Here is a 25,631-nt window from a genome sequence, read left to right on the forward strand (position 1 = left end):
TCATGGCAAAGTACGACGAGCGCAGGGTAGTTCCCGGCAGCGCCCCGATCCATATCCATAACGCGGTGCCAGTCGGACGCGCGCCTGAGGAAGAACGGTTTGATGTCACTGTGCGTGTACGCCGTCGCGCGCCACTCAACCTGACCGCGCTGGCAAGCCGCGTGCTCACGCGCGAGGAATATGAAGCGCAGCATGGTGCCGCTCCGGAAGATATGGAGAAAGTCGCTGATTTCGCACGACACTTCGGTCTCGTTGTCACCGCGATGGAAAGCGGTCGGCGGAGCGTTTTCCTGAGTGGAACCGTGGCCCAGTTCGAAAAGGCCTTTGGCACTCTCATCGAGCACGTCGAACATGAGGCAGGTGTCACGCGTCAGCGCCAGGGCGAACTGACCGTGCCGGAAGAGATCGCGGACTTGGTCGAGGGCGTGTTCGGCATCCAGGATACGCCGATTGCGCGTCCCCATTTCCAGATCTACCGCGTAGGCGCTGCGGAGGTCTTGCAGCCGAGCCAGCAGGTGTCGAACACGTCGTTCACTCCCGTCGAGCTCGCGCGGCTCTACAATTTTCCGCAGGATGTCGACGGCAGCGGCCAATGCATCGCCATCATCGAGCTCGGCGGCGGTTATCGAACGCGCGACCTTGTTGCGTACTTCAAACGCCTGAACCTGCCGTCGCCAAAGGTGACGACCGTAAGAGTCGACGGTGGGAAAAATCAACCTGGCACGCCGGACGGTGCGGACGGCGAAGTAATGCTCGACATCGAAGTTGCTGCGGCCGTCGCGCCCAGGGCTTCTATTGTCGTGTACTTTGCGCCAAACACCGACAAAGGCTTCCTCGATGCAGTCACCGCCGCGCTGCACGACAAGACGAATCGCCCTAGCGTTATCTCGATCAGTTGGGGTGGGCCCGAGAAAAATTGGACCGGACAGGCAATGGCGTCTTTTGACGAGGCTTTCCAGGCCGGCGCTGCGCTCGGCGTCACGATCTGCTGCGCTTCGGGTGACGCTGGTTCAGGAGACGAGAATCCGGACAATGCTCAGCCCGACGGCCTGGAACACGTCGACTTCCCGTCTTCGAGCCCGCATGTCTTGGCCTGCGGCGGAACGCGCCTGGTCGCCAGCGGCGGCGGCATTGCATCCGAGACGGTGTGGAACGATGACCCTAGGAGTAGCGCAGGTGGTGGTGGCGTCAGTGACGTGTTCGACGTGCCGGACTACCAGCGTAGCGCCAACATTCCCCCCTCGGCCAATCCTGGCGGCCGGCGCGGACGCGGCGTACCAGACGTCGCTGGCAACGCGGATCCGCAGACGGGTTATCAAGTCCGTGTCGATGGCGAGGATATGGTGATCGGTGGAACCAGCGCCGTCGCGCCGTTGTGGGCCGGTTTGATAGCGCTGTTTAATCAAAAGCTCGGCCGTCCGGTTGGCTTCCTGCAGCCCGTGCTGTACAGCGGAAATATGAGCGGTGGTCTGCGCGACGTCACCAGCGGAAACAACGGTGCTTATCGAGCTGGACCAGGCTGGGATTGCTGTACAGGTTGGGGCTCGCCGGATGGGCTAGCGCTGCTTGCGAGCCTCGCTAAAGGCTGAGCGTTGCCTCAAAACCGTCGGCCATAACGTTTTCCCGCAGGAGCAGGGGAGCAGGACGCGCATCGGATTCGACCGGTCGCGAAATCCGTAGCCGGTCGCGCTTGCTTAGATCTCACGCTCGGCTGGATCGCGCCACGACCAGTCCAAGATGCTGAATAAGCCTATTGAGTCCGGTAATCGACGCATCGTCGGCGAATCGTTCGATTCCTTGGCCGATATTGTAGAACTACCGGCGCTACAGTAGCCGGAGCGTGTTCGCGAAACCGATGTGTTTCCCGATATTGCATAGGTAGCACAGTGCTTGAACTCCCACCAGCTTCATTATCCGTGACATTCGAGCTAATCGCGAATCCGACATTGCGCACAACGCCGTTGGAACGAGTCGATAGTCATCTTGCGTAAGAGCCGCCAGACATCGACAGAGAGTACAGCGCGGAGGCATTTATGGCGAATTGCGTGAGGAACGGGTTCAAACACGAGACTATGCGTAGCCAGGACAGCCGGCAGATGATCGCACGTTATTGAGCTCTTGACGGCCCGGCGCCGACGAAGAATGGTTGTTGATGAGGACGACGCCAGCGCTCCCGGCGAAAAATCCTATGTAACTATGATGACGAGACGGTAAGCGCGTTTCCCGCCGCGTCATGGAGTTTAGAGCAAACATGTCATCGGTTTTGCATAAGCGCGCTGTGGCAAGGCAGCCCTCAGAAGCAAGTTTGTTAGATGTGTACGCACCCAGCTCATAGGAGAGGGGGCCGCCAATCGCGCTTGGTCTAACAGTTTTGCTTCCGAAATTTGGAAGTAAAACTGCCAGGTGGGAGTCACTGGAAGTGAATTCGTCACTTCGGTGACGATTCTCAGTGGTGCGACGAGAGCAGACAAAGTCGATGCAGCATGGCATGTTTTCGACAAGAAACGTAGAATGTGGGAATGGCATCCCGAGCAGCCGGGACTGTCGGGTTCCCTCATTTAATTAGACGGCTCTAGTTCATGTACTTGCTTGAATATCTTGAAAAACGCCTGACCGGTGACGCGTGGACGATAGGTCGGCAATTGATGTATATGCCTTGGCACTGCGATCTTGACCTCCTGAAACCGCATGTTCCGCGTGATGTTTTCGCCCGTTTTGCGAAAGTGCAGCGTTACTGCCGGTCACGTATGCAACCCGGCACCAAAGCGCGATTCCTGGGGCTACGATTTCACTATGTCGCGCTTAACGCGTTCGTTGTGACCAGCCCCAATCAAATGGAGCATGCTCAATCACGGCTGCTGGAAATGCACGACAGTTTCGTCGGCCAAGCCGTCGAAGACCTTTTAAAGGAAGAGCTGTCGTTCCGGTCTTTCTCACCTCAGGATCAGGCAGCGTTCATCTCACTCTACGCGCTATCGTGTTTTTGTCTATGGGTGCTCGCGGGCATCGTCGTTCCTCGCAAAGGCATCATTCCTTACCAGCTTGCCGACGAGGAGCGAATCCTGGAGGCCATTCGTCTGTATTGGTTCGGGCATCATTGGAGCTTTCACAGCAATATTGCCGACATCATGCTACGGGCGACGGTGCACTCGGCCTTATGCGCGAATGGCGCATCGTTAGAGCAGGGCGTTCGCGCGCGTCACCCAGCGTTCGTCGATTTTGTCGAGAATACACTCGACAAAACCATTTCATTTCATGGCGATTTCGTGAATATGATTTACTCCGTCGACAAGGCCCTCTACACTCGGCTGGCGCGACGGACGGAACTGATCTGCTATCTGTATCTCATGAGTTATGCCGAATTCCAGAATCTAAAGGTTCCGGATGTCATCGCCGGCAACCACGCCGCCTTACCGCAGGAATATCCTGTCACATCCGTCTACGCGGCCGGCTTCCTGCACAGCGAACTGGACGAACTCTTCGACGAGTCCGAGAGGGCTCGCGAGGGCGAAGCGCTCATCGTTCGATCCGGCCCAGGCACACTTCGCATGGGCATGCTGGGCCTGAAGTATGGCTTGATTTCGTCCTTGAATCCCATGCTCGCCAAGATGACAAAACGCGGCGACTGGTTCGACAAAAAATACATACCAGCATACCTAAACAAGCGGGTGGGTACGGCGCGCTATCGGTATGGGCAGGAGGTCACAGCGAAATCGGAGAAGGAAGGAAAGTATGACATCGACTTAATCGTTACCGATGAAACCCTTGACCGGCTCTACTTTTGTCAGATCAAGCACCGGGTTGCAAGTTTACTGCCATACTTCCGTGATGAGCTCGACGAATATGCAAAAAACAAGCAGCTCAATAAGGCCGTAGATCAGCTACTCGGTAGCAGGGCGCAGTTCGGTGATCCAGTTTTCTTAGAAAAGATACGCGCATCCCTGAAAAAGTCTGGAGTTTCATCTACGTTCTTAGCAAAGGTCGACCAGCGGTTTCTTGAGGAAAACACAGGATTTATCGTTATTCATACGATTGAAAACCTCGATTTTGCGTTGAAAAATGGGGTGGCATTCTATGAATGGAATACCTTCCGCAATCTGTTGCGTGGCAAGCTCACCCGTTATTCGAAGGAGAAGATTGAAATCATGAATCTCGATCTTGACGGTCTGGCTCTTGATGATCCGAATCGGCTGTCAAGCGTACTGATGGAACTGGTCGGGAAACAGGACAATGATAATCCGATGCATCCGGGGCGCCAACTGCTATTTGCAATGAATAGCTATCTAACCGTGAAGGAGAAATGGAGCATGACCGTTGGTGAGCGCCGGATCTTCGACGTCAATGGAGCGGAGCTGACGTTTCCAATCCTGTAGGTGGAGATGAGGCTACCTAGCGCTCGGACGTGAAGGTTTGTGTTGATAGCGATCCACAAGTATTTGCGGCGATCGAGGCCGAGGAGGATGGTCAGAAAGCAAGCGTGAGCGACGCCGTCCTGGCCTTGGTAACCCAGCTTGCGGGTCAGCTTCGGCGTGAAGCCTCCACCGAGGTCGAGGTGGTGCCCGAGCGAATGGCTGGAAGGAGCAAAAGCTGCGCTCACCTCGGAGGAACGCTTGGGGAAGCTGAACAAGGCAATGTTCGGCGGCGAGAGACCTGGGAAACCAGACGCCAAAGTTGCCGAAGTGGATTAACCGGCAGCTGCGAAATAAAGATCATCGCGTGATTGCTCTCGGAAGTGAAGTTGTTAGTGACGTGTACCTCCATCTTATAGGAGAGGCGCCGATTTAGCGGGTTTCATAGAACAGATTTACTTCTGGAATCCGCAAGTAAAACTGTAACATGAACGTCAGTGGAACCAAATTTGTTGCTTCGACTCGCTGCACGTTCTAGATCACGTGGCTAAAGGCAAAAAGCAAACGTACGTCTGGTTCAAGTCGAGCAATAATGTACTTGGTAGTTTCCGCCAGAAGTTGACAATTTGGCGTAATATCCCATCATTAATTCCGCCGAGCTGGCGGCAACGAGCCATTGGGCGGGATATGAAGAAACCGAAACGCCTTAGGAACACTCGCAAGAAGAAAGTAGCTCCGGACGAGTTCTTCGAACACGGCCCCATTTCGATGGCACGGTTTGGTAACCTGACCGTGGGCCAGTCGCACTGGAAGCCGGACGAGTTCAAGGAGTACCACAAGCGCTTGGCAGAGGCTTATCCCAAGATAGTTAGCGAGATCGAAGAACTTATCGAGGAGGCAACGGTTCTCGTTTCTGCTACGAAACCCCTCTCGTTGCTGCACCGAGCGTGGTGGCAGCGTGCGGCGGCCTACGTTGAGATAAATAGCGAAGTCGAAGTGGAGGCCGAGCACGCACACACGCAGCGGATGATCGACTATGTGCAGAGCCTCATTGCCGCAACACCTCCTGCGGAGAATCAGGAGGATGCGGACGAAGAAACTTGGCAAAGACTGAGCAGGGTAGTATCGACAATATTCGAAAAGCTTAACCCGTGGTTTTTCATTAGCGAAAGCGCTCACCGTAAGGCTACTCTCCCCGAAATCAACGAGGCGATTGAGGAATTCCGCTTTCGCGCACAGATCATCTGGTGCAATGTCTCCGGTGCCGAATACCAAGTTCATAGCATCCCGGCGCTCCGGGAGCTCCTTGTTCCCCAAGGCGAAAACATAAAGAAGGCGTACGGTTTAGACGGAAATCAATTGTGCGACGAGCTCGCGAAGATCTGGCACTCGCTCACGATGGGAATAGGTGAAGCGTTTGAAGCGATGGAGGAGTTCCGGCGCGAATCACTTAATGCCCTCGAGGCTGATATTCAGGCCGGTATCGACAGTGAGGGAGCGTTTACTGAGCGGCTGGGCAGGACCGTTGTTCGACATGGCCTCGCCGAGAAACGTGATGCCGCTTTTGGAAAATTCCTCGGCCTAGATCTCTTCGACCTGAAAAAAATAACCAATCTCCCCATCGAACTGCTCAATGACTTTGCTTGGTCGCCTGGACAGGAAACGGATTTCCTCAGCCCTGGAGACTTCAAGGGTTGGCCGCTGCGGATATGGCCCACGTTTAAGCGGCCTTTCCTGAAAGTCGCAAAAAGGTACTACTGCTTTGACCAGACCGTTCTGTTCGATCACTTCTTCCGGCAGCTCGAGAAACGCGTCTACAAAGTTGACGAAGCAACAAAGGCATGGATTGCGACGCGGAAGGACGTTACCGAACGTCTGCCCTTTGAACACTTGGCTAGGATTCTCCCAAAGGCAACGCAGTTCCAGGAGATCTACTACCCACTTCCAGAAGACGGCAAGAAGACCAAAACGTATGAAACCGATGGAATCATCATTTACGATGACCATCTCTTCGTCATCGAAGTCAAATCCGGAGCGTTCACCTATACGGACCCGACCACGGATTTCAAGGCGCACCTGAAGTCGCTCGAAGCACTACTAGCAGACCCCGCAAAACAGGGAAGCAGGTTTCTGAAGTATCTGCGCGGATCTGAAGAGGTGCCCATTTTTGACAAGCACGGGAAAGAAGTCGTTCGAATCCGCAACGAGGACTATCGCCAGGTTACGTTGTGCGCTATTACGCTCGATCAATTCACTGAAATTGCGGCTCAGACCCAGCGGGTTAGCGAAATCGGAGTAGCGCTCGGAACTGAACCGCTATGGGCACTGTCTCTCGGGGACTTACGTGTATATGCCGACATATTCTCCAACCCGTTGGAGTTCCTGCATTTTATCGAACAGCGAAAGGAAGCTTTTGCATCCTCAAAAGTGCAACTGGACGACGAGATCGATCACCTCGGGCTATACCTGAAGCACAACCACTACGTTACGCATCTCGAGGACGCCATGCGCGCCCCGAAAGCGCGCATCCACGCTCTTGGGTACCGGCAGAAGATCGACGAATTCTACAGCGAGCGGTTACGCGACCCGTCTGCCCTATCGCCCCTTCGGCAGGAAATGCCACCGCTCATGGCAAAGGTCTTGGACCTCTTGGCACTATCTGGAAAGCCAGGTAGGTCCGCGATCGCTGCCTATATCCTAGACCTTGGAGGATACTGGCGCACGGATATCTTTAATCACGTCCAGCGGGAAGTTGAGCGGGCGTCCGATTCCCGGCCGGGTCCGTGTTCCTCTCATGGGGACGTACGACTGACGGTAGCCCCTTGGAGTGATCGCTGGGGCGCTCCTCTGTCCAAGGAGATGCTGGAGCACGTGAAGGCAGTGATGCTCCTTCATGGCGAAATCGACAGGCACCTCTTGGAGTTGACGTTCGATGCGGAAGGGGAACTTTATGCCGTAGAGTGGAGGTTAGTGAGGCAGTCCGATATATCTCTACTTGAACGTCCAAGGCTCGCCCAAATGGCCGAATTGCTGCGTGAGAGGCGGCTCAGCCGGCGAACGGCATCCGGGGCACGTGTTGGAAGGAACGAGCAATGCCCTTGCGGAAGCGGGAAGAAATTTAAGAAGTGCTGTATCGAACGAGCAGCGTAATCAGCGATGACCATACCCGTCGTTCATGCATCAAATGTGCCGCTATTGAAAGCGCACCGAAACATATCTCCTGAGCTCCCATCTATGAAATTTGAACAAATTTATGCGAAAGTCGATGACCAATACTTCAACTCCGGAGATTTTAACGGACTTCCGGTCAGGGCGCTTGCGGAGCACTTCGACATAGACTCTCCCGAGTTCCGCGACCATGTGAGAGAGGCAATCGAATCGGACGTCATCACTGCCCGCGTTGGGGGAAATCCGCATATCCTAGCTTTCTCATCGATGCTGAAGGACGATGTGCTTAAAGCGTTCGATAACGTGACGAGTATCGCTGGAGTTTGTCTCTATCCACATGCGAATCGGCTAAAGTTCTCACCGAGGCTCACGTCGTACAGCGACCGCCCATATGATTTGGAATTGGCTCGCGGCAATGGGCAACTCGATTTTCGCACCTTCGACCTGGCAGTACTGGAACAGTACCGCAACGACCCACGCTACTCTTACGAGACCGACTTTATCCATGGTCAGATCTGCATCGAGGACGATTATTACGAGTCCTCCGGGGTTCCCGAACACGACCAGATCCTCCTGCAGACCTTCGGGTTCGCGTACGATGACGACCTGAACAGATACGTCGCAGTGTACCTGCGCTACCTTTCCGACTTGAGTCCGGAACATCAAAGGATCTGGGCCGCGAAAGAGGTAAAAGGCGACATAAGACTGCATCCTGACTATTTTGAAAGCACCATTAATGGGTCTTGGGGAACTCGTCTCTCTATCTTCGAAGCATTCGTAATGGAGCTCGAAGTCGTAAATGGGATGAGCAGGCTCATGGGAAAACCGGAACTATTCAGAAACACTTTCAGAGAAAGCCGTCCAGCAAAGTTCGGATTCCTGCTCCGGCCGACTGCCGCCGAGTTCAACGACTTCGTTCTGCTTCTAGATAAGATGATGTCGGAGAATTTGAACAAGGATTTTTTCAAGGGAGACCTTGATCTCGAGACAGAAACCCCACGCGACGACGGGAAAATTATCGTGCAGCCGAAGGGTACCGTGACATTACTCTCCGAATGGTTCGCGAAGAAATTCTGCGCAGCGGACAACACTCCCGTGCTAACGATGGTGGCGGCGTTTAAGGAAGTTCGTAAGCTGCGCCAGCGACCCGCCCATGTCCACAAAATGGATGGGTTTGACCAGGCGTACTTTAAGACACAACGGGAACTAATCATCAAGTCGTACGACGCAGTTCGGACTATCAGACAGGCGTTTGCTAACCATCCCGGCGTGAAAAGAAGTCCACCGAAATTCAGCGAGCAGCTATTCAACGGCGAAATCTGGGACATCTAGCCTCAAAAGCGTCCCTATAATCTCACGGACCTCCTAAGCTAAATACGCTCATGCTACCGACACTGACAATCCGTCCGATTAGTGAATTCGACATTGATGAAATAATCCAGACCGCTGGTGGAATCCGAGCACATGAGGACGCGCATCGGAGAGCAAGAAAAGGGGCTGACTACCGGCTTAAAGAAGCCGTCATCGAACTAAAGATACTTGAAGAGGACGGCCTTTCGAAGCCAGAGCGCCAGGCAAAACTAGCGGCTCTATTCCATACGGTTGCGCCTGATCGTCCAGTCATCGTCCTAGATAAAAACAAGCTTCCAGAATCACTCCATCGCGACTACAACCGTATCTTAGAAGGTCCAATAAAGACAGCGGTATCGAAAGCGCGCGTCCAGCTCGCCCAATCGAGGGAGGAGCTCGATGGAACGAATGCTTCCATATTGATGATCATCAACAACGGTTACACCGCACTTCGCCACGAAGAGCTAATGGCCATGGCCGCGAATAGGATTCGGAACGACACAGCCGAAATTGACGGGCTCGTAGTGGGAGGATGCTATTACTATAGCGACGGATTTGATTCGTTCTACATATGGCCTCTCGAATATGTACCAATTAACGTATCGAAACCTTTTGATTTCGAAGCGCTTCGCGCTGCGTGGTACTCGTTTTCAGAGCGGTTCATGACCCAACTAATGCAGTCGCCAGCCGGAAGAGCTGCGACTAGAGGGCCAGTGATCGACCAGCAGTTCGACGTCGGGGGCACCACCTTCGTCATGCCAACGCCACGAATGGGTGAGCAGTCGAGCCTTTATTACCGAGGACGTCCTCGGCAAAACTCGTCTGGAATCGAAACGTGCCCTGAAGTGGCAAGAGTTCAAGCCGAGATAGACCAGAACGATTGGTTGAAATTTCAGAATGTCCTAAATAACCTTGCCGGGCAGACGTACCAACAATGGCGGCTGAGCCTTGCAGACAAATCTAAGGTCGGGAGCAACCTGCAGCCCGTCATCACAATGCCGGTAAGGTTCGAAGATTGGAGGGTTTGGTTAGAAAGGAAGAAGGTCGCCGCTTCGACGCAATCAATCCATGTTTTCGCTACCGACCTTTTCGAGCAAGCAGTAAGGGATACGATGGAACGTTCGATCGAATGGCACGAAAAACGGATACTTCCTGCTCGCTACGTCCTCTTGATAACGGAGGAAATTGGTCAGGATAAGGCTAATGACGTATCGCGAATTGGGATTGCATGGTCGAGCGTAAATGATGAGCAGCCGCAGATTTTTCCACTGCTGGAGGACGCTCGCATTTTCTTTGAACATGCGCTTGCGCTCGCTTCAGCATACGCTATCCGCGAACGCATCGACTACGTGGTTTGGCACAAAAACTTGGAGTACGGCTGGTATTGACCTTGATGACCGAACGTATGAACGCGGCATGCGTTTCGGCACCCTGCTCAGCCGCTAATGTTCGGAAGTAGTCCATCGCGAAGTCTCAGCAGTCAGATGGCTTCTGTATTGTTGGCTGCGCTGCTGCGCTGCTTCGCTTTCGTAGCGCTCGTACGGTTATTGGACTGGCAGCTCATGGGGGTTACGTAGCGAAGCATAGAATGAAGAACAGCGGAAGCAAGAGTGAAAAACATGGCGAAGACCCTAGAGCAAAAAGTACTTTCTTGCGCAGTAGATCAATGGAACAAGTCCCACGCTGGTATCACTAGCATTAATATAGCGAGGCGAATCCGATCATCTAACGTCAAGGTTATGGCGGCCATGATTGCCTTGGAGGCTGCAGGAAAATGCAGTCTGAACAAGAATGTAGAGTTTTTTACTGTGAGCGTTGGAAAGCGTGGAATGAAGTTCGCCAAGAAGGCGACGATTGCCCACGTAATCTTTCCCAACAAGGAAATACTGACCGACTATTTCTACAGCTCTGGCTTGGCACGCCAAGGCTTATCGGTATATGTTGAACGACTTCACAAGGGCGCACATCAATATGCACTGGTGTACTTCTCTGAAGAAGTGCTTGCGAAGTACCTTGATCGGCCAGAGTTTTACGATGTTGAAGATTCCCTCTCAGGCGGATCGATCCGCTCCAACACTGATGATGATACCAAACAAATCTACGTAAGGCATGGACGGCGCCAGCTCGCAAATGGAAGAAGTGCGGTCGTGGCCCCATACAAGGACCTCGCTAACTTGGACGCCGCGCAACAGCGCTATTGGCATGGCTTTGAAATTGTTGAACCTGATATTGTCGCCCCTGACCAAAATTATTCCAACTACATACAGAGGACTTTTGACGGTGCTTTCGTAGACTACGAAAATCCGCTGGGGAACTTCATGGAAGCGGTGAAGTATGTCAATAGTCACCTGGGTGGCCTAGCCCTGTTTAGGAATACCAGCAACCCCCACTTAAGAATTCCCGTGGAGAACACTGAGAAGACGTTTTACGATGCATGTAGCGAGCTCTTCAAAATAATCGGTCCTGATAGCCTTATCGTCTCTACCATCAAGAAGATACTGGTCGACGACTTTGGAACTGCAGAAGCTGAGTTCATCCATAAAAAATCTGGTAGAGCCCTAAGCCCATTCCAGCAGCTACAACTACTTGAGACAAAAGCTGGGATAGAGCCAAAGGCGACAACGTCCATTGACGAAGTGAAGCACCTCCGCGTGAGAGCCGACCATGCGATTGTGGAACCAATGTCCTCGGATACCAATTTTGTCGAGGAGTTCTACGCCTTGTGCAATAACGTCGGCTATGCGCTGATGTTCTTAGCTATAAGACTGGAAGCGGCAAGAGCGAAGGTAAAATCCTGAGCAGTGTCATCATGCGTTTCGACGGCGGACCCGACAGTGCTATCTACAAAGCGGTACTTAACGATGTCTCGAATCACAACTACGTGTTTTTAAGATGGTTCTTTGATGGAGTCCTTAGCTCTGGAAACAGACGTCAAGCACCCGTTTAAGATTTGTTTGTGCTGTTGACACGGACGTCAAGCATGAGCGCGGATACAGAGCCTTGAGCGTTTTTAGGCGTGGGAATGGACCGCGATCGCGCGAACTCGAGAGTCGTTACATCCTGCACGTGTCTCGTGCACTCACACGTCCGCCACCTGCCGTTTTTTCGGAAGTAAAACTGGTACTCCGCTCCGGCATGGACTAATTTGATGTCTTTGGTGTCGAACTTGTCTCGTGGGAGAGGACCATGCCGAGAACCCCGACCTTGCCTTCGCGACAGCGCGCCCGCGTGCTCGATACGTATCGCAGTCGCGGTCACCGGAACAGCAATCTGTGGCTCGTGTACAGCGTCAAGCAGGATCAGGACATCCTCCTCCATTCGGACCGAAGTCTGGTGCACTGGCTTGCTTTCCTCGAGACCGATCCGTCGGTGCGTGGGTTCCGCCCCATTACCGATGAGCTGGTTGCCCAACTGGGGGCCGGTCCCACAGGGGCGACGATCCTGGAGCGACGAGACCGGCAGCTCGAAGTGCATCTTGTCGCAGGTAGGCGCCGCGAGGTGACGACTGTTGAGACTGGTGTTGGCCCTGCAAAGGTCCGCGTCATTACGGCTGACGAACTTCAGGCGCATTCGCGGGTCGCACTCCGTTGGCTAAAGGCCATCGGTTACGCCGGCCTATCACGCTTCAGTGATCTAACACCGGTACTTAACCAGCTCATCCCATCCTTGGAGCGGCGCCGGAGCGGCAAGGTCAACGACTTGTTCGAGGACCTGCAGGGCTTTGATCGAGCGGCAGTGTATGCGGCCTTGGTAAAAGCGGCCATTCACGGAAGCGTCGAACTCGACCTGACGTCGCATGGGTTATGCGGTGCCAGCGGCTGGAAAAGAAAAGTACTGCAGGCGCGGTGACAACATGGGTACGCGCCAGGAAGTCATCAAGGATTCTTTACCCATCGATCTATGGCCTTCCGTCCTGGATGCCGAGTTTGATGATGAGCGACGTGAGCAATTCAGAGCGCAGTCTGAAGCCATGCGCCTGTATTTCTCCTTTGTGCCCGTAGGCGAAATCGAACAACGTACCGGGGTAAGCCAGACCTCCCTGCCGAGGCTTGCCAAGCGATGCCTCAAGTTGGCAGACGACGGACGAATCCACGGATTTCGAGCGTGCATTCCGTACCTTCGAACGGGGCAGTATTCCCGAACAACCGAATTGCCCCATGCTCCGCCTGGTGAGCGCGCGGGCATGGCAGGCGCATTAGGCCTCGTTTTGAAGCGATTCCCGGATATCGAGCAGCTGCTCGGCAAATACACGAAAAATGAGGCAAAGCGCCTAGCCGTGCCAGAACACAAACTGCGGCCATGCGACCTACACCGGGTTTTCCTACGCTGCCTGGCGGACAAAGGTGTTGGTCCGACCGAATGGCCTTTCACGACGAAGTACCGAGGCCTGCGCTCCATTCAACAATTCATGAAAGAGACCCTCGACCGTAATTTCGCACGGACTACGATTGCACGGGAAGATAGTGTGGCCCGTGCCCACCTTAGTGTCGGAACCGGCATTTTTTCCCTGTTGAACTTCGAAGAGCCCTACGACGCCGTCGAAATCGACGCCTACAAAATGGAGGCGCACGTGACGGTGGCGTTTCGTACACCGGAAGGGCTCGAAACCGATTTGCGGCTGGACCGCCTAAATCTCATCGCCGTCGTCGACAGGTTCAGCAGTGCTGTGTTGGCCTATACCGTCGTGTACCGTCCCGAGGTCAACGCGGATGACATCCTGAAAGTGATCCGCGATGCGGCCAACGGAACCTGGGCGCCGATGGACCTGACCATACCGGACCTGCGCTACCCGAAGGGCGGCGGCTTGCCCAGCGGCGTGATCGAGGGGGCGCAGGGCGCGTTCTGGAGCGCGACTCTATTCGACGGGGCACTGGCGCATTTATCGTCCGCCGTACATGCGCGTGCGCGCGCCGCACTGGGTTTCGCCATCAATTGGGGGCCTGTGGCCCATTTTGAACGCAGACCGAACGTAGAGCGAACCTTCAATCAGATTGCCCGAACACTCTTCAAGCGCTTACCGTCGACGACCGGGGCAAGCCCCCAGAGCGGCCGGGCTGACGAAGCCGAGCGCAAAGCCGTCGAACACCGCGTCCGAGCGGCCGAGGTGGAGCAGCTGCTCGATGTCGCGTTTGCCCAGCATAATGCGACCCCGTCGGAAGGCCTGTCGCAACTGACGCCACTGGAAGCAATCAGGTATTTTGTCGATCGGCCCGAACGCTTCGAGTTTCGTAAGCGGCCTGCAGGTACCCCTGCGGAAGCGGGGTTCAAGCAATATGAATCGGCGGTGGTACGCGGTGACCGTAAGGCCGGGCGGCGGCCCTATATCCAGGTCGACCGTGTTCATTACACTAATCCCGTGCTGGCGACATCCGGGCATCTGATCGGTACGCGCCTGTTGCTGGAAGTCGATGAAGACGATATGCGGCAGGTGAGGGCGTATCTGGCGAACGGTGCCGAACTGGGTTTCCTCAAAGCGCACGGGAAATGGGGTGTGACCAAGCACAGCCGGCGCACGCGCAAGGCAATCAACAGCCTCATCACGAAGCGGCTAATCACGGTCACCACTTTCGACGATCCCATGCAGGTCTACATGCGCCATCTCGCGACGCAGAAGGGAAAGCGCAGCTCGTCCGGGCCGCGGCCGAAGCAGGCGACCGAAATTGTCCGGCTCAAGAAGGAAGTGGGTGTCAATGCGCAGTCCATTCAGGCACCGCCGCCTGTGCCCGAACCTGTTAGTCCGCCGCGTCGTGTCATCGATGAAATGCGTGGCCGTCTGCTATCGGAGGCGCCGTCCGAGTTCTTCACGAAAGTCAAGAACAGGAGATAGCCATGCCTAGCCGGACCGGCCCAGCAAGCAAACCGTTATTCAGCGCGGATATGCGCGAAAAAACGCTGGGAAGCCATCCCGTCAGGGGTGGCGACTACACATTGCCGACCCCCATGATGCAACGGACCTACGCCCTGGTGCGCGAACAGGTCTGGGCACGCAGGACCGGGACCGTTTTCTATGCATCGCCGCGTATGGGCAAGACACGTTGCGCGATCGCGATTCGCGACTTGCTACGCCAAGAGTTTCCAAATGTCTATGTGACCTTGCTCAGCACTCGCCCGAGCCCGCGCCCGTCGACTTCGCACATGCTCCGGCTCATTTTGGAAGCCGAGTCGCATGTGCTGTCGCGGCGCCCGGATGCGGACTTATTGTTCGGAAATGCAGTGGCCGATATCCGGGTCAAGGCGGCGCGCATCGGCGCCAAGCAGTATGTGCTGTTGATCGATGAAATGCATCTGCTCAACGATGTCGATCTCCAGCAACTGGTGTGCTTCCACAACCAGCTCGAGCTGCAGGATCTCCGGATGACAGCCATTTCCTTCGCCCAGCCGGAAATCCTGCACCGGCGCACCAGCCTTTTGGCCAATAATGCGCGCCAGATCATCGCGCGCTTCCTTAGCGACACCCTCCAGTTTGACGGCTGTGCCAGCGAGGGCGACTTCGGTAGCTTGTTGCGATCGTACGACCTTGCCTCGGAATACCCGGAGGGATCGGGTATCACGTACACGCAATTCTTCTTTCCGATCGCGTACTTGGCCGGTTTTCGTCTAGAGAACTATCGGGCATCCATGTGGGAAGCGCTGCATCGCGCGGCAGGGAGCATCGCCGCGCAGGGCGTACCGATGGAACATATCTGCCTGACGATCGAGGAGCTGCTGCTCTCGCTGAGGCGCCAGGACAGCCCGGACTTCGTCCTGAGTAATGAAGAAATCGATGCAGCCGTCGCGGCATCGAAGTTGAGATCGTTCAGCGACGTGCTGAGTTGAGTTCGACACGAGGATCGTATGGCCAGACGACCGGGCGCTCAGCGGCTGACATGGAATCCCGATCTGCAGTTTCCCTTCGAGTCAGGCTGGTCGCTGTTCCAGAAAGTCAAGGTGCTCAACAACCTACGGGACCACGAGCTGGTCGAACTCATTGCGCGCGAGCCGGTGCCGTTAAGGAAAGGTCGCCTTCGTGACTGCGCGGACAGCAGCTGGATCGATTTCAACCGCTTCAGCGAATTGCTTGAGGTACCGGCGTTGGAGCTTAAGAACGGCTTCTGGGACCAACTCGGCATTGCAGTCGCACGGCCGCGAGAATACGAGCTGCGGCACTGCAAAATGTGCTGGGAGATGCATCGCTATCACTGTGTATTATTCGACCTAGCCTGGCTGAAGCGCTGTCCCTGGCACGACTTCACTATCGGTGGTCCTGGCGGGATGTCTCCCGCGACCTCGGGCACCCGGGCAGCACGAGGGGAGCAGCTTGCTGTACCCTTTAATGAGCTACTATCGACCGCACCAATGGCGATGCTAAATCGAAACCGGCTAATCGGGTATGTGCTGGAGTACCTGGAATGGTGGTGGGCGGTGCAGGCAGCCGTGCCAGAGGCGGACGCACTGCTGTCAAGCCTTGTCAGCACAGTGCTCATTTCGGAACGATGGCCTGAGACTTTACGGTGGCAGGCTGGGTTCGCAAATGCGCTCGCACCAACCCGCTACAACTCGTGGATACTAAAAGATGTTGTCCCGGCTTGGTGCCGCTACGCGCGGGTAACGGACGCGGGCCGCAGGAACGGAGCGCTCAACGACAAATACAACATTCGCGATGGAACCGGCTGCTGTTACCGCGCGATCCGCAGGCATATCTTTCGACGCTATATGCGCCAGCATCGGGTTTGCCTCAAAAGACTCGCCAAGCTCAGCCGTGAGGATTGTCTTTCGCTTTCCGCGGATGGTATCTGCGCAACTTGCCTTGCCTATACCGTCTGGCGGATGTCGATTGAGCAGGTTATTGCGGTCGAGGGTGTATTCCTCCCTCGGCGAACAAACTACGAAATCCGGCTAACCGAACCGTGGGCCTCTAACCCGTCCGACGACCGCGCCAGGCTGAGCTTCACCTACATGCAGTTCTTTGGCATTTGGTCCGCCATCGCCGACCGGACTCCTGGCGACTCTTTCACTGTCGGGTTGCAGGAGACCATCTCGTCTCCGCAGATCCTGTTCACCCGGGACGCAAATCAGCCGGCTAACGCGCCACTGCGCAAGATTCACTGCATTTATCCGGCGGGTGAAGCGATGGCGGTAAAAGCCGGGCGGCCATGCAAGGCACCGTGGACCCTGCGCCCGACAGAGCACGCGTGCCTCTTGCGAAGCCAGGCATGGCTTAGTTCCGTCAAACCGCTACCAAAAACAATGTTCGAACTGTATGCGGAAAGCGGCCCGGAGGCCGTCGAAACCATCAGACGCCTGTGGCTATAGCCGGGGTTTGCGCGGCACGCATTTGCGCGAACGGATCGGCGACGTCCAGATATCGCATGGCAGAGTGGGCATCTTGCCAGCCGACGTATTCCATCAGCGTTTTCAAGTCCCAGCCACTCGACGTCGCCCAGTTCGCAAAGCCTCGACGTAACGAATGCCCGCTGTACTGGTGCGCGAACGCGATGCCTGCACTATGAAACAGGGTTCTCAGAACCGGAACCAAACTGTTGATATGCAACCCCGCTTCGCTGACGTTTCCCCATCGATCTACCGCACGGAAGACTGGGCCATCGGTAATCCCTGCCAGTGCAATCCAGGCTAAATAGGCCTCGACCGGGCAAAGGGTGCGCAGCGCGGGGGCCTTGAACGTCTTGCCGCGGGATTCCCGATCGCTTTTTGATTGGGAAAGGAAGCAGGTCATCCCTTGCCCAGAGACTGCGTTGACATGCTCAACCCGCAGGCGTGCGAGCTCGTCACCGCGAAAACCACGCCAGAAACCGAGCAGCAGGAGGGCGCGGTCGCGCGTATAGCGCAGCCGTTCCGGTTTGCGGCCAACAAGCGCGGCGGCCGCAATCGCTTCGTCGAGCCAATGCGCGATCTGGGCGATTTGTTCCAGTTGGATTGGCCGTGCTTGCTTCTGCTGTGCAGGATGCAAAGCGCGGATCCCCTTCAAAACCTTGCGGACTATCTGAGCTTTAGTAGGATCTGAAAACCCGTGAGCATGATGCCAGTCAGCGAGCGCCGACAGCCGTTGCTGCAGCGTGCTGACCGACAGCGTTTCGGCGTGCTCGGCGAGATAGCGTGCAACGGTATCCGGGCTCGCTGGCAATAGGCCGCCCCATTCGGTCTCGAAGTGCTGCAAGGCAGATCGGTAGCTGCGCCGTGTGTTTTCACGTATAGCGGCGCGGGCGTAGGTATCGACAGTGCCCATGAACCAAAGTCCTCAAGATTTGCCGGCAGGAGGAAAGTGTACCGGTCACCTGCCATTTTAGGCCTGAAAGACATGCTCACACGAGATAATTCTTAATTATCCCATGTCGTCTTTTGGGCCTAAATGAGCACAAAGGCAACCGAGGTTAGTATGTACTACGTTAGTATGTAATTTAGTATGTTATTTCGGAGGTACGTGATGGCTCGCTCAGGTGTGTATTTTTCAGATGTCAAACGCGCACGTGACGAGGTGATCGCTCAGGGCCGACACCCATCAATCGACGCGGTCCGGGCTGCGTTGGGCAATACAGGGTCCAAGACGACGATCCACAAATACCTGCGCGAAATCGAGGTCGAGGAGGGCGGCGCGACACAGGCTGTCAGTGATGCCATCATCGCCCTGGCGACGCAGCTGGCAGAACAGCTGAAACGGGAGGCTACGGCTGAGCTCGACGAGGTGCGGGCGCGGATGGACGATCAGCGCGCCGCTGACGAACGTGCCCGGGCTGAACTGGAAGCACAGCTCGGCGAGGCGCGACGGGCTGTCAACGATGTCTCGCGGCGCCTTGAAGCGCGCGAGCAGGACCTTGCGACCGTCCAAAACCAGCTCGGCGCCGAGAAGATCGCGCGGCATACCGCGGAGCAGCGCGTGCTTGATCTGAATGGTAGGCTGGCCGACGCCGAACGGCACCAAGCGTCGCTGGAAGAAAAGCACAAACATGCGCGGGACGCCTTGGAACATTATCGTACGGCGGCCAAGGAACAACGCGAACAGGAGCAACGCCGGCATGAGCACCAAGTCCATGGGCTACAAACGGAACTGAAGCAGGCGCAGCTTGCGTTTTCGCTCAAGCAGGAAGAGTTGACGCGATTGAACAAGGAGGCGGCCGCGCTCGCGACCGAACTCGGTTCGGTCAAGCAGGCTCTGCATCTTGAACGTGAAGCCAGCCGCAACCAAGCGAAGAAGGTCGAGCAGCTGCAGGCCGTCGAGGCGCGGGCTGCCGTGCTCGAGGCACAACTGGTCGACAGCAGGACGCGGTTGGCTGAGGCTGGGGAAACGGCCGCGCGCGCGGACATCGCGTTCGACGAATTGCGGCGGCAAATCTCCGCGCTCGAAGTGGAACTGTCTGCGGCGAAAAGTGCAATCGCGTTGGAAGAACGCTTGGCGAAGCTGGACAAAGCAGTGTTTGGTGGTGAGCCGACCAGCAGGCTGAACGCGCAGTCGGGAAGCGAGTGACGATGGCAGTGCGGTTGGCGATCGGCGCGCCGTCCAGGTTCGGATTGCTGGACGGGGCTGACGGCCGCTGGCGCAGTTGAAGATCGACACCAGATCATCTAAGCTGAACGACGCGTCGCCCGACGCATTTCCCGGAAGCGGTTAGAAGCAAATTTGTGAGACAGATGCGGACAGCGGCATCTAACAGTTTTACTTCCAAAGATCTAACAGCTTTGCTTCCGAGAGCTAAGGCAGAAAAAATGCACGCACGCGGCCGGAACACCCTCGCGCTCACACTTCGCATAATCTATATTATGTCAAATGCGATATTCGTAACGCACCCTCGCAGGGGCGTAAGCGTTCAAAGAACCGTCAAAGAATGCTCTTCCCGTTCGCCGACCGGATGATCTCGTCGTGCCGCTCGTTGTCGGTTTTATGCAGGTACGCCGCCGTGGTCGCGATGTTCGCGTGCCCTGCGGTGTCCTGCAAAGTTTTCAGCTGCACCCCGTTGTTCGCATGGTTGGTCAACATGCTGTGGCGCAGCCAGTGGGCCGACGCGTGACGCAGGCTGGCGGCGGTATCCTGGTCGCCTCTGGCGTCGGCGACGCGCGCGGCGTCGGCGAACACCGCCTTGATCGCTTCCGATGCCGCTTCGTCGGTGATGCGCGCCAGTTCGTGCGAACGGCTCGACAGCACCAGCGGCGTGCGGTCGGTGCGGCTGGTCTGCGGCAGCAGCTCGAAAGCCTGACGGTAGGCCTGGTATGCGGCGAGCATGTCGGGCGGGACCGGGAGGCGGCGCGGCTTGTTGCCTTTGCCGAGCACGTCCAGCCACCAGCGTCCATTGCCTTCGGTGTAGATCGAACCCATCGATGCGCTGACGATCTCGTTCAGGCGCGCGCCGGTATGGGCGAAAGCGACCAGCAGGAAGCGGTCGCGCGCGCGGCGCCGCAACGCCGCCGGCGTGTCGGCCGGGCGCGCACTGACGGTGTCCAGCGCGAGCGCGATCGCGCCTTGCGTCAGGTAGCGCGTGATGCGGCTGCTCGAGGCTGCCCGCACGTTGCGCACCAGCGCGCCAGGGTTGCGGCGCAAGTAGCCGGTCTGTTCGGCGAAGCCCATCAGCCCCTTGACGGCGATCATCGCCTGGCGCCGACTGGCGTCCGACAACGGCCCGGTGAATGGCCGGTAGCGCGCGTCGCTGCGCGGCCATTTGGTCGTCGAGACCCACTCAGGCGGTGGATTCTTGAGGAATTCCTTGTAGGCGTTGAGGTCCGCGACGTTCAGCTGCGCCAGCGTCTTCCTGGCTTCTTCGCGGCACCAGGTCAGGAAGCGGTACAGCTCCTTTTGCGAATTCTGGATCGATTTCGCGCTCAGCTCCCCGTGGGCGATGAATTCGCGCGCCAGGTCGATATCGGTGGTGGCTTCGGTGATCGCATCGTCGGCGACGCGGTACATCTTGACGTGCAGGCGGCTGCTCTCGCCGCGCGGGTGACCGGCGAACTCTTCTGCCGATGACGGACCGAGGTCGAGTGGAATAAACTGTGGCATGGACGGGTGAAAGGGCTGTATCTATGTACAGTATAGCATTTCACGCGTTCGGTTACTGTACTCGACAATATATTTGGTAATGTCGAGTTAAAGTTTTGGTGGCGGTCGTGTGGGTGCGGCTTCGAGCACATTGCATTCGTCTTTCAGCTGTCGTCTCTTTCCACCGGATTTCCGCGATCCGGCCATCGCCGCAATCTTCTCCAGCACGGCGCCACGCCAAAGGGCCGCGTCGCCCTTGGACGATAATTCCGGGGCAACGCCGCTGTTCTCGCCTCCCGGCAGCAAGACCACGCGCCGCCCCACATCCCTGTCGGTTGCCGATGCCGCCCTTACAGCCAGCCGTCCGGATTCCTTGGACAATGCGCGCCGCGTCGCCGCAACGTCCTCAGCTGCCTTGCCCCTGCTGCGCGAACCGACCGATAGCTGCGCCGGCAACCCTCCGTCACGGGCTGCGCCTTGCCGCAGACGAGCGCCCTGCCCGCGCGCACGCTTGAACCGTGTTTGCACCCTTCGCTGACGTACGGGACAATGAACCCGACGGCATCGAACGAGAGGAGCATCCATGAACATGACGGTGAACAACACGACGTCCGACACGACCCGCGTGATGCTGGTCGGCGAAATGCAGGACGGTACTTTCAAGGCCAAGGTGATGGCCGAGACCGACGTCCCCTACACGCCTTACTGGGAGCATCTGGTTGAGCAGCGCATGATCTACCTGCAGCCCGATCCCGACCAGCTCCAGGCGATCGTGAAGGCGCTCAACGAGCGTCGCTTGACGCTCGACCAGCTGCAGGACTTCGGCGGCGCGGGCGGCGGCCAGTCCGAACTGCCGGTCTGAGCGCGCCCTAGGGCGCTGCGTGAATGGGGCGGGAGCGGCGGCCGGCTGGGCCGCCCTCCTACACTGGCGTGCTGCGTGCGCCGATTGCCGCGCGCCCGCACCACGCGCATCATCGGGTCTCAAGCACGCTATCTATGCAAATCGGAGAACAGCACATGAGCACACAACAAGGCAGCCAGGACCAGGCCTCGACCACGCTCGGCGTCGGCGGCGCCACCAGCGGCGAAGCCGGGTCCACTTTGACCCACGAGACGATGGCGGAAACCGGCGGCAGCGGCGGCGCACAGCAGACCTTGCCCAAGGACCTCGAGGTGGCGCCGCGCGCGCCGGCCCCGGCCCCGTCGGCGGGCGATGCGATTGCCGGCAGCACGGCCGCCGCGCCCGAGGGCGCGGGTCTCGACGCCACCGCGATCGGGCGCGGCTACCAGGACACGCGCAGCGCGCAGGCCGGCCCGCAGCCGACCGGCCTGGGCACCCCTGAAACCGGCGCGAACCAGGACGAAAGCGACCTGGCGCCGCCGCGACCTTAAGCGTCGCTCAAGGGCTGCACACGGCGGCTGCACACGGCGGCTGCGCTCTGCAGGCGCCGAGTTTTCACGCGTGCGCGTGACGTGTCCGCCCACGCCGCTCGCGTGGCGCCGCTCAGGCAGCCTGCGCCATCTGACGGCACGCCTCGGCGCAGCGCCGGCAGGCTTGCGCGCATTCCTGGCAATGGTCCATCTGGTGCTGGCCGCACTCCGCGGCGCAGGCATCGCAGACGGTTGCGCACAGGCGGCAGAGTTCGGCGGCGAAATCGCTGCCGCGCGCCATGAAGGCGGCGGCGTCACGGCAGATCGCCGCGCAATCCATGTCGAGCGCAATACAGCGCACCATCATGTTGACGTCGTCTTCCTGCAGGCAGGCAGTCGAGCAGTTGTCGCAGGCGGTTGCGCAGGCCTGGCAGGCCTCGATACATGCTTCGTAGTCGTCGCGGGGCATCCTGTCCTCCATCGTGATTTGTTCAAGATGAAGCAGGTTAGCACACAAGCATTTGTGCAAATGGACGATACGGCCAGGCAAGCAGGCCTGGCCTCGTCCAAGTCGGCGCTCAGCGGGCGGCCGGCTGCCCCTTGATCACCGCCCCACCCTTCATCACGAACTTCACGTGGGTCAGTTCGCCCGGATCGGCGAGCGGGTCGCCGTTCACGGCGATGATGTCGGCATATTTGCCCGGCTGGAGCGAACCGACGCGGTCCTGCCAGCCGAGCAGGTCGGCGCCGCCGACGGTGGCGGCCTGGATCGCCTGCATCGGCGTCATGCCGAACTTGACCATATAATAGAACTGCTTCGCGTTATCGCCGTGCGGGTAGACGCCGGCGTCGGTGCCGAAGGCCATCTTCACCCCGGCGCGCCAGGCTTTCTGGAAGTTTTCGCGCTGGACGCGGCCGATATGGCGCTCCTTCTCGAGCGACTCGGGCAGCATGCCGGCCTTGGCGCCTTCCTGCAGGATGAAGTCGTCGTTGTAGATGTCCATCACCAGGTAGGTGCCGTGCTGCTTGGCCAGCTTGATGCCTTCGTCGTCGATCAGGCTGGCGTGCTCGACCGAGTCGACCCCGGCGATGATGGCGTCGCGGATGCTGGTCGCGCCGTGCGCGTGCGCGGCCACGCGGCGGCCCAGCTTGTGCGCTTCGTCGACGATCGCCTTCATTTCTTCCAGCGTCAGCTGCTCGGCGCCCGGCTCGTCGCCTTTCGAGAGCACGCCGCCGGAGGCGCAGATCTTGATCACGTCGGCGCCGAACTTGACCATCTCGCGCGCCTTGGTGCGGCCCTGCCACGGGCCGTCGGCGACGCCGCCTTCTTGATAGTGAAAGTCGTGCGGCAGCAGGTTGTTGTCGCAGTGGCCGCCCTGGATCCCGATCGGGTAGCCGGACACGCGCATGCGCGGGCCTTCGACTTCGCCGTCGTTGATCGCGTCCCGTAGCGCCACGTCGCCGAAGCCGCTGGCGCCGACATTGCGCACGGTGGTAAAGCCCGCTTCCAGCGTGCGCCGCGCCGACTGCACGCCGAACATGGCGGCGCGGATGTCGGACACGCCGAGCGAACGGTAGCCGCTCATGTACGGGTCGTCGGTCAGGTGGGTATGGGCGTCGATCAGGCCGGGCAGCACGGTCGAGCGCGACAGGTCGATCGTCTCGGCCCCGGCCGGCACGTTGACGGCGCCGCTCGCGCCGACAGCGACGATGCGTTCGCCCTCGATCAGGATGGTCTGGTCGGTCAGCACCTTGCCGGCCACGACATCGACCAGGCGGCCGGCGTGGACGGCGACGACGTGCCTGGGCGTCGGCTCGGGCGTGGTCTGGGCGCCGGCGTGGGCCGCGATGGACAGGGCGGCAACCAGGGCCGCGATCGGTTTCTTGTTCATGCGTGAGAGCTTTCGGTGTGCTTGGGGGAAGACGGTGATGCGAGGTTCAGTGCCGCGAGGCGGCGCCAGTTGCGCCAGGCATGGATAGCGTTGATCCAGAAGCCGGCGTACAGCAGCGAAGTCAGGTGCAGGCCGCGGCTGTAATACAGCGGCACGCAGATGGTGTTCACCAGCAGCCAGAACGCCCAGTTCTCGACGCGGCGCTGCATCATCAGGATCTGGCCGATGATACTGAACACGAGCACGGTCGAATCGAAGAACGGCGCGTAGGCCTGGGTATGAAAATGCAGCATCGCCCCGTAGGCCGCGGTGGCGACGATACCGGCCGGGACGGTCCAGGCCAGCTGGGCGGGGGTGACGTGGCGGATCGGCAGCGGTTTGCCATGGTCGCCGCGCAGCCACTTCCACCAGCCGTAGACGCCGCTGGCGACGAAAAACAGCTGCAGCACGACGTCGGCGTACAGGTGGCTGCCGGCGAACACGACCGCGAACAGGGCGGTGCCGACGATGCCGGTCCACCAGGTGTGGATGTTGTTGCGGCCGGCCAGCACGATGTTAATCGCGGTGAAGGCGTTGGCCGCGAGTTCCAGCGGCGACGTATGGACCAGCTCGGACAGGACCGCGGCCGCCCACGCCTGCAGGCCGCTCATCGCGCCCGGCCCTGCCCTTCGACACCCATCGCCGCTCCTCTTGAAAGAAGCGTGTACTCTACCGAGCCGATGCGGTTATTGCAAGAGAGAAAAGTCCCCTGCGATCGGCTGCGGTCCGCTGCGGCCGGGTTGCCGCCTTACAGCTTGAGCGTGCCGTGCTCGTTGTTCACGTCGGGCGTGGTGCCGGTCATCGCGGCCTTGGCCATCGCGAACATGCGCACCATCTTGTTGTCGTTCGAATCCCAGTACTCGGCCGAGTGCGGATCGACGCGGATCAGCACGGCATGCTCGTCTTCCGGGCCGGCGGGGAACCAGGCCTGGGCGCCGGTATTCCACATCTTGCGGATCAGTTCGCGGTCGACGACGCGCTCGGCCGTGCCGGCCACCGAGACGTAATGCTGGTCTTCCGGCTTGGCGAAGGCCAGGTTGACCTGCGGGCGGTGTGCGATGCAATCCCACAGCGAGGTCTGGGTCGAGGTGAAGAACCAGATGCCGCCATCGTCGTCGATGTGCTCCTGGGTCATCGGTTGGCTCAGCAGGTGGCCGTGGGCATCCTGCCAGGTAAACATCGGGAAGCGGGTTCCCTTGATCTTTGCGCTCAGTTCGGCGATATCGTTCGGATTACGGTTTGGCATGGCGTGTCCTCATTCGATTGGAGTCGCAATCGTAGCGCCGCGCGCGCCGTCCGGTCGGTGCGGCGGCGAACGCACGGGCGGCCTCGGGTGCGTGGACATGGATATTGGACAGCTGGTTCGTCGCAGCAGGATGCGTCCAAAGGTTTTTTGAGACCCATCAACGGTCCAGCAAGCGCGAAAAAGCCGTCGATGCGTGCGACCTATAATCGTGCTCGTGCGCCAGATTGGGGCGCTGGAGTATCGACGCCGGCGCC

At 58.2% G+C, this 25,631-nt stretch carries 19 protein-coding genes; 13 read left to right on the plus strand and 6 right to left on the minus strand.

Annotated elements, in window-relative coordinates; translation table 11 throughout:
• The first annotated feature begins 2 nt into the window (after positions 1–2).
• The 10 genes from FA90_RS06465 (at position 3) to FA90_RS06510 (ending at position 17,159) form a co-directional block, all read left to right on the plus strand.
• Positions 3–1,589, plus strand: coding sequence for a protease pro-enzyme activation domain-containing protein (locus tag FA90_RS06465; RefSeq protein WP_036174459.1), 1,587 nt, complete (start codon positions 3–5; stop codon positions 1,587–1,589).
• 990 nt (positions 1,590–2,579) lie between these two features.
• Positions 2,580–4,373, plus strand: coding sequence for a hypothetical protein (locus FA90_RS06470; RefSeq protein ID WP_156116611.1), 1,794 nt, complete (start codon positions 2,580–2,582; stop codon positions 4,371–4,373).
• Between the two features lie 663 nt (positions 4,374–5,036).
• Positions 5,037–7,499 (plus strand): YecA family protein, encoded by a 2,463-nt coding sequence (locus FA90_RS26235; RefSeq protein ID WP_036167105.1) that lies wholly within the window; start codon positions 5,037–5,039, stop codon positions 7,497–7,499.
• 84 nt (positions 7,500–7,583) lie between these two features.
• On the plus strand, positions 7,584–8,849 hold the full coding sequence (locus FA90_RS06480; RefSeq protein ID WP_036167107.1) for a hypothetical protein: 1,266 nt from the start codon (positions 7,584–7,586) through the stop codon (positions 8,847–8,849).
• Between the two features lie 50 nt (positions 8,850–8,899).
• The gene (locus FA90_RS06485) at positions 8,900–10,255 is read left to right on the plus strand and encodes a hypothetical protein (RefSeq protein WP_036167109.1); all 1,356 of its coding nucleotides are present in this window, start codon (positions 8,900–8,902) and stop codon (positions 10,253–10,255) included.
• A 231-nt stretch (positions 10,256–10,486) separates the two neighbouring features.
• The gene (locus FA90_RS06490) at positions 10,487–11,665 is read left to right on the plus strand and encodes a hypothetical protein (protein WP_036167113.1); all 1,179 of its coding nucleotides are present in this window, start codon (positions 10,487–10,489) and stop codon (positions 11,663–11,665) included.
• A gap of 388 nt (positions 11,666–12,053) precedes the next feature.
• The gene (locus FA90_RS06495; RefSeq protein WP_156116612.1) at positions 12,054–12,716 is read left to right on the plus strand and encodes a hypothetical protein; all 663 of its coding nucleotides are present in this window, start codon (positions 12,054–12,056) and stop codon (positions 12,714–12,716) included.
• Positions 12,717–12,720: 4 nt separating this feature from the next.
• A complete protein-coding gene (locus FA90_RS06500; protein ID WP_156116613.1) occupies positions 12,721–14,694 on the plus strand; it encodes a hypothetical protein in 1,974 nt (657 codons plus the stop codon).
• Between the two features lie 2 nt (positions 14,695–14,696).
• Complete coding sequence (locus FA90_RS06505; protein WP_239700563.1) at positions 14,697–15,683, plus strand: ATP-binding protein; 987 nt, start codon at positions 14,697–14,699, stop codon at positions 15,681–15,683.
• Between the two features lie 18 nt (positions 15,684–15,701).
• Complete coding sequence (locus FA90_RS06510) at positions 15,702–17,159, plus strand: hypothetical protein (RefSeq protein WP_036167120.1); 1,458 nt, start codon at positions 15,702–15,704, stop codon at positions 17,157–17,159.
• Here the strand turns inward: FA90_RS06510 and FA90_RS25525 are convergent.
• Positions 17,140–18,090 carry a site-specific integrase gene (locus FA90_RS25525; protein WP_081933692.1) on the minus strand — a complete coding sequence of 317 codons (951 nt, stop codon included), beginning with the start codon at positions 18,088–18,090 and terminating at the stop codon, positions 17,140–17,142. The genes FA90_RS06510 and FA90_RS25525 overlap by 20 nt on opposite strands.
• A gap of 198 nt (positions 18,091–18,288) precedes the next feature.
• Between FA90_RS25525 and FA90_RS06520 the strand changes: the two genes are divergently transcribed.
• Complete coding sequence (locus tag FA90_RS06520) at positions 18,289–19,326, plus strand: DNA-binding protein (RefSeq protein ID WP_197065253.1); 1,038 nt, start codon at positions 18,289–18,291, stop codon at positions 19,324–19,326.
• A 351-nt stretch (positions 19,327–19,677) separates the two neighbouring features.
• Here FA90_RS06520 and FA90_RS06525 read toward each other — a convergent pair whose 3' ends face one another.
• Positions 19,678–20,850, minus strand: a complete 1,173-nt coding sequence (locus FA90_RS06525) for a tyrosine-type recombinase/integrase (protein WP_036167124.1) — start codon at positions 20,848–20,850, stop codon at positions 19,678–19,680.
• A 562-nt stretch (positions 20,851–21,412) separates the two neighbouring features.
• Here FA90_RS06525 and FA90_RS06530 point away from each other — a divergent pair.
• Together FA90_RS06530 and FA90_RS06535 are read left to right on the plus strand one after the other, a co-directional pair.
• The gene (locus FA90_RS06530; RefSeq protein WP_036167125.1) at positions 21,413–21,691 is read left to right on the plus strand and encodes a hypothetical protein; all 279 of its coding nucleotides are present in this window, start codon (positions 21,413–21,415) and stop codon (positions 21,689–21,691) included.
• A gap of 155 nt (positions 21,692–21,846) precedes the next feature.
• A complete protein-coding gene (locus tag FA90_RS06535) occupies positions 21,847–22,221 on the plus strand; it encodes a hypothetical protein (protein ID WP_051971510.1) in 375 nt (124 codons plus the stop codon).
• A gap of 112 nt (positions 22,222–22,333) precedes the next feature.
• Here the strand turns inward: FA90_RS06535 and FA90_RS06540 are convergent, their stop codons facing one another.
• From FA90_RS06540 to FA90_RS06555, 4 genes are all read right to left on the minus strand, one after another.
• Positions 22,334–22,669, minus strand: coding sequence for a four-helix bundle copper-binding protein (locus FA90_RS06540; RefSeq protein WP_036174468.1), 336 nt, complete (start codon positions 22,667–22,669; stop codon positions 22,334–22,336).
• Between the two features lie 109 nt (positions 22,670–22,778).
• Positions 22,779–24,092, minus strand: coding sequence for an amidohydrolase family protein (locus tag FA90_RS06545; protein ID WP_036167129.1), 1,314 nt, complete (start codon positions 24,090–24,092; stop codon positions 22,779–22,781).
• Positions 24,089–24,742, minus strand: coding sequence for a nicotinamide riboside transporter PnuC (gene pnuC, locus FA90_RS06550; protein ID WP_051971511.1), 654 nt, complete (start codon positions 24,740–24,742; stop codon positions 24,089–24,091). Before pnuC ends, FA90_RS06545 begins: the two co-directional genes overlap by 4 nt.
• Before the next feature lie 137 nt (positions 24,743–24,879).
• Positions 24,880–25,377, minus strand: coding sequence for a pyridoxamine 5'-phosphate oxidase family protein (locus tag FA90_RS06555; protein WP_036167131.1), 498 nt, complete (start codon positions 25,375–25,377; stop codon positions 24,880–24,882).
• Positions 25,378–25,631: the final 254 nt, after the last annotated feature.

The organism is Massilia sp. 9096, assembly GCF_000745265.1.
Classification (GTDB): Bacteria; Pseudomonadota; Gammaproteobacteria; order Burkholderiales; family Burkholderiaceae_D; genus Telluria.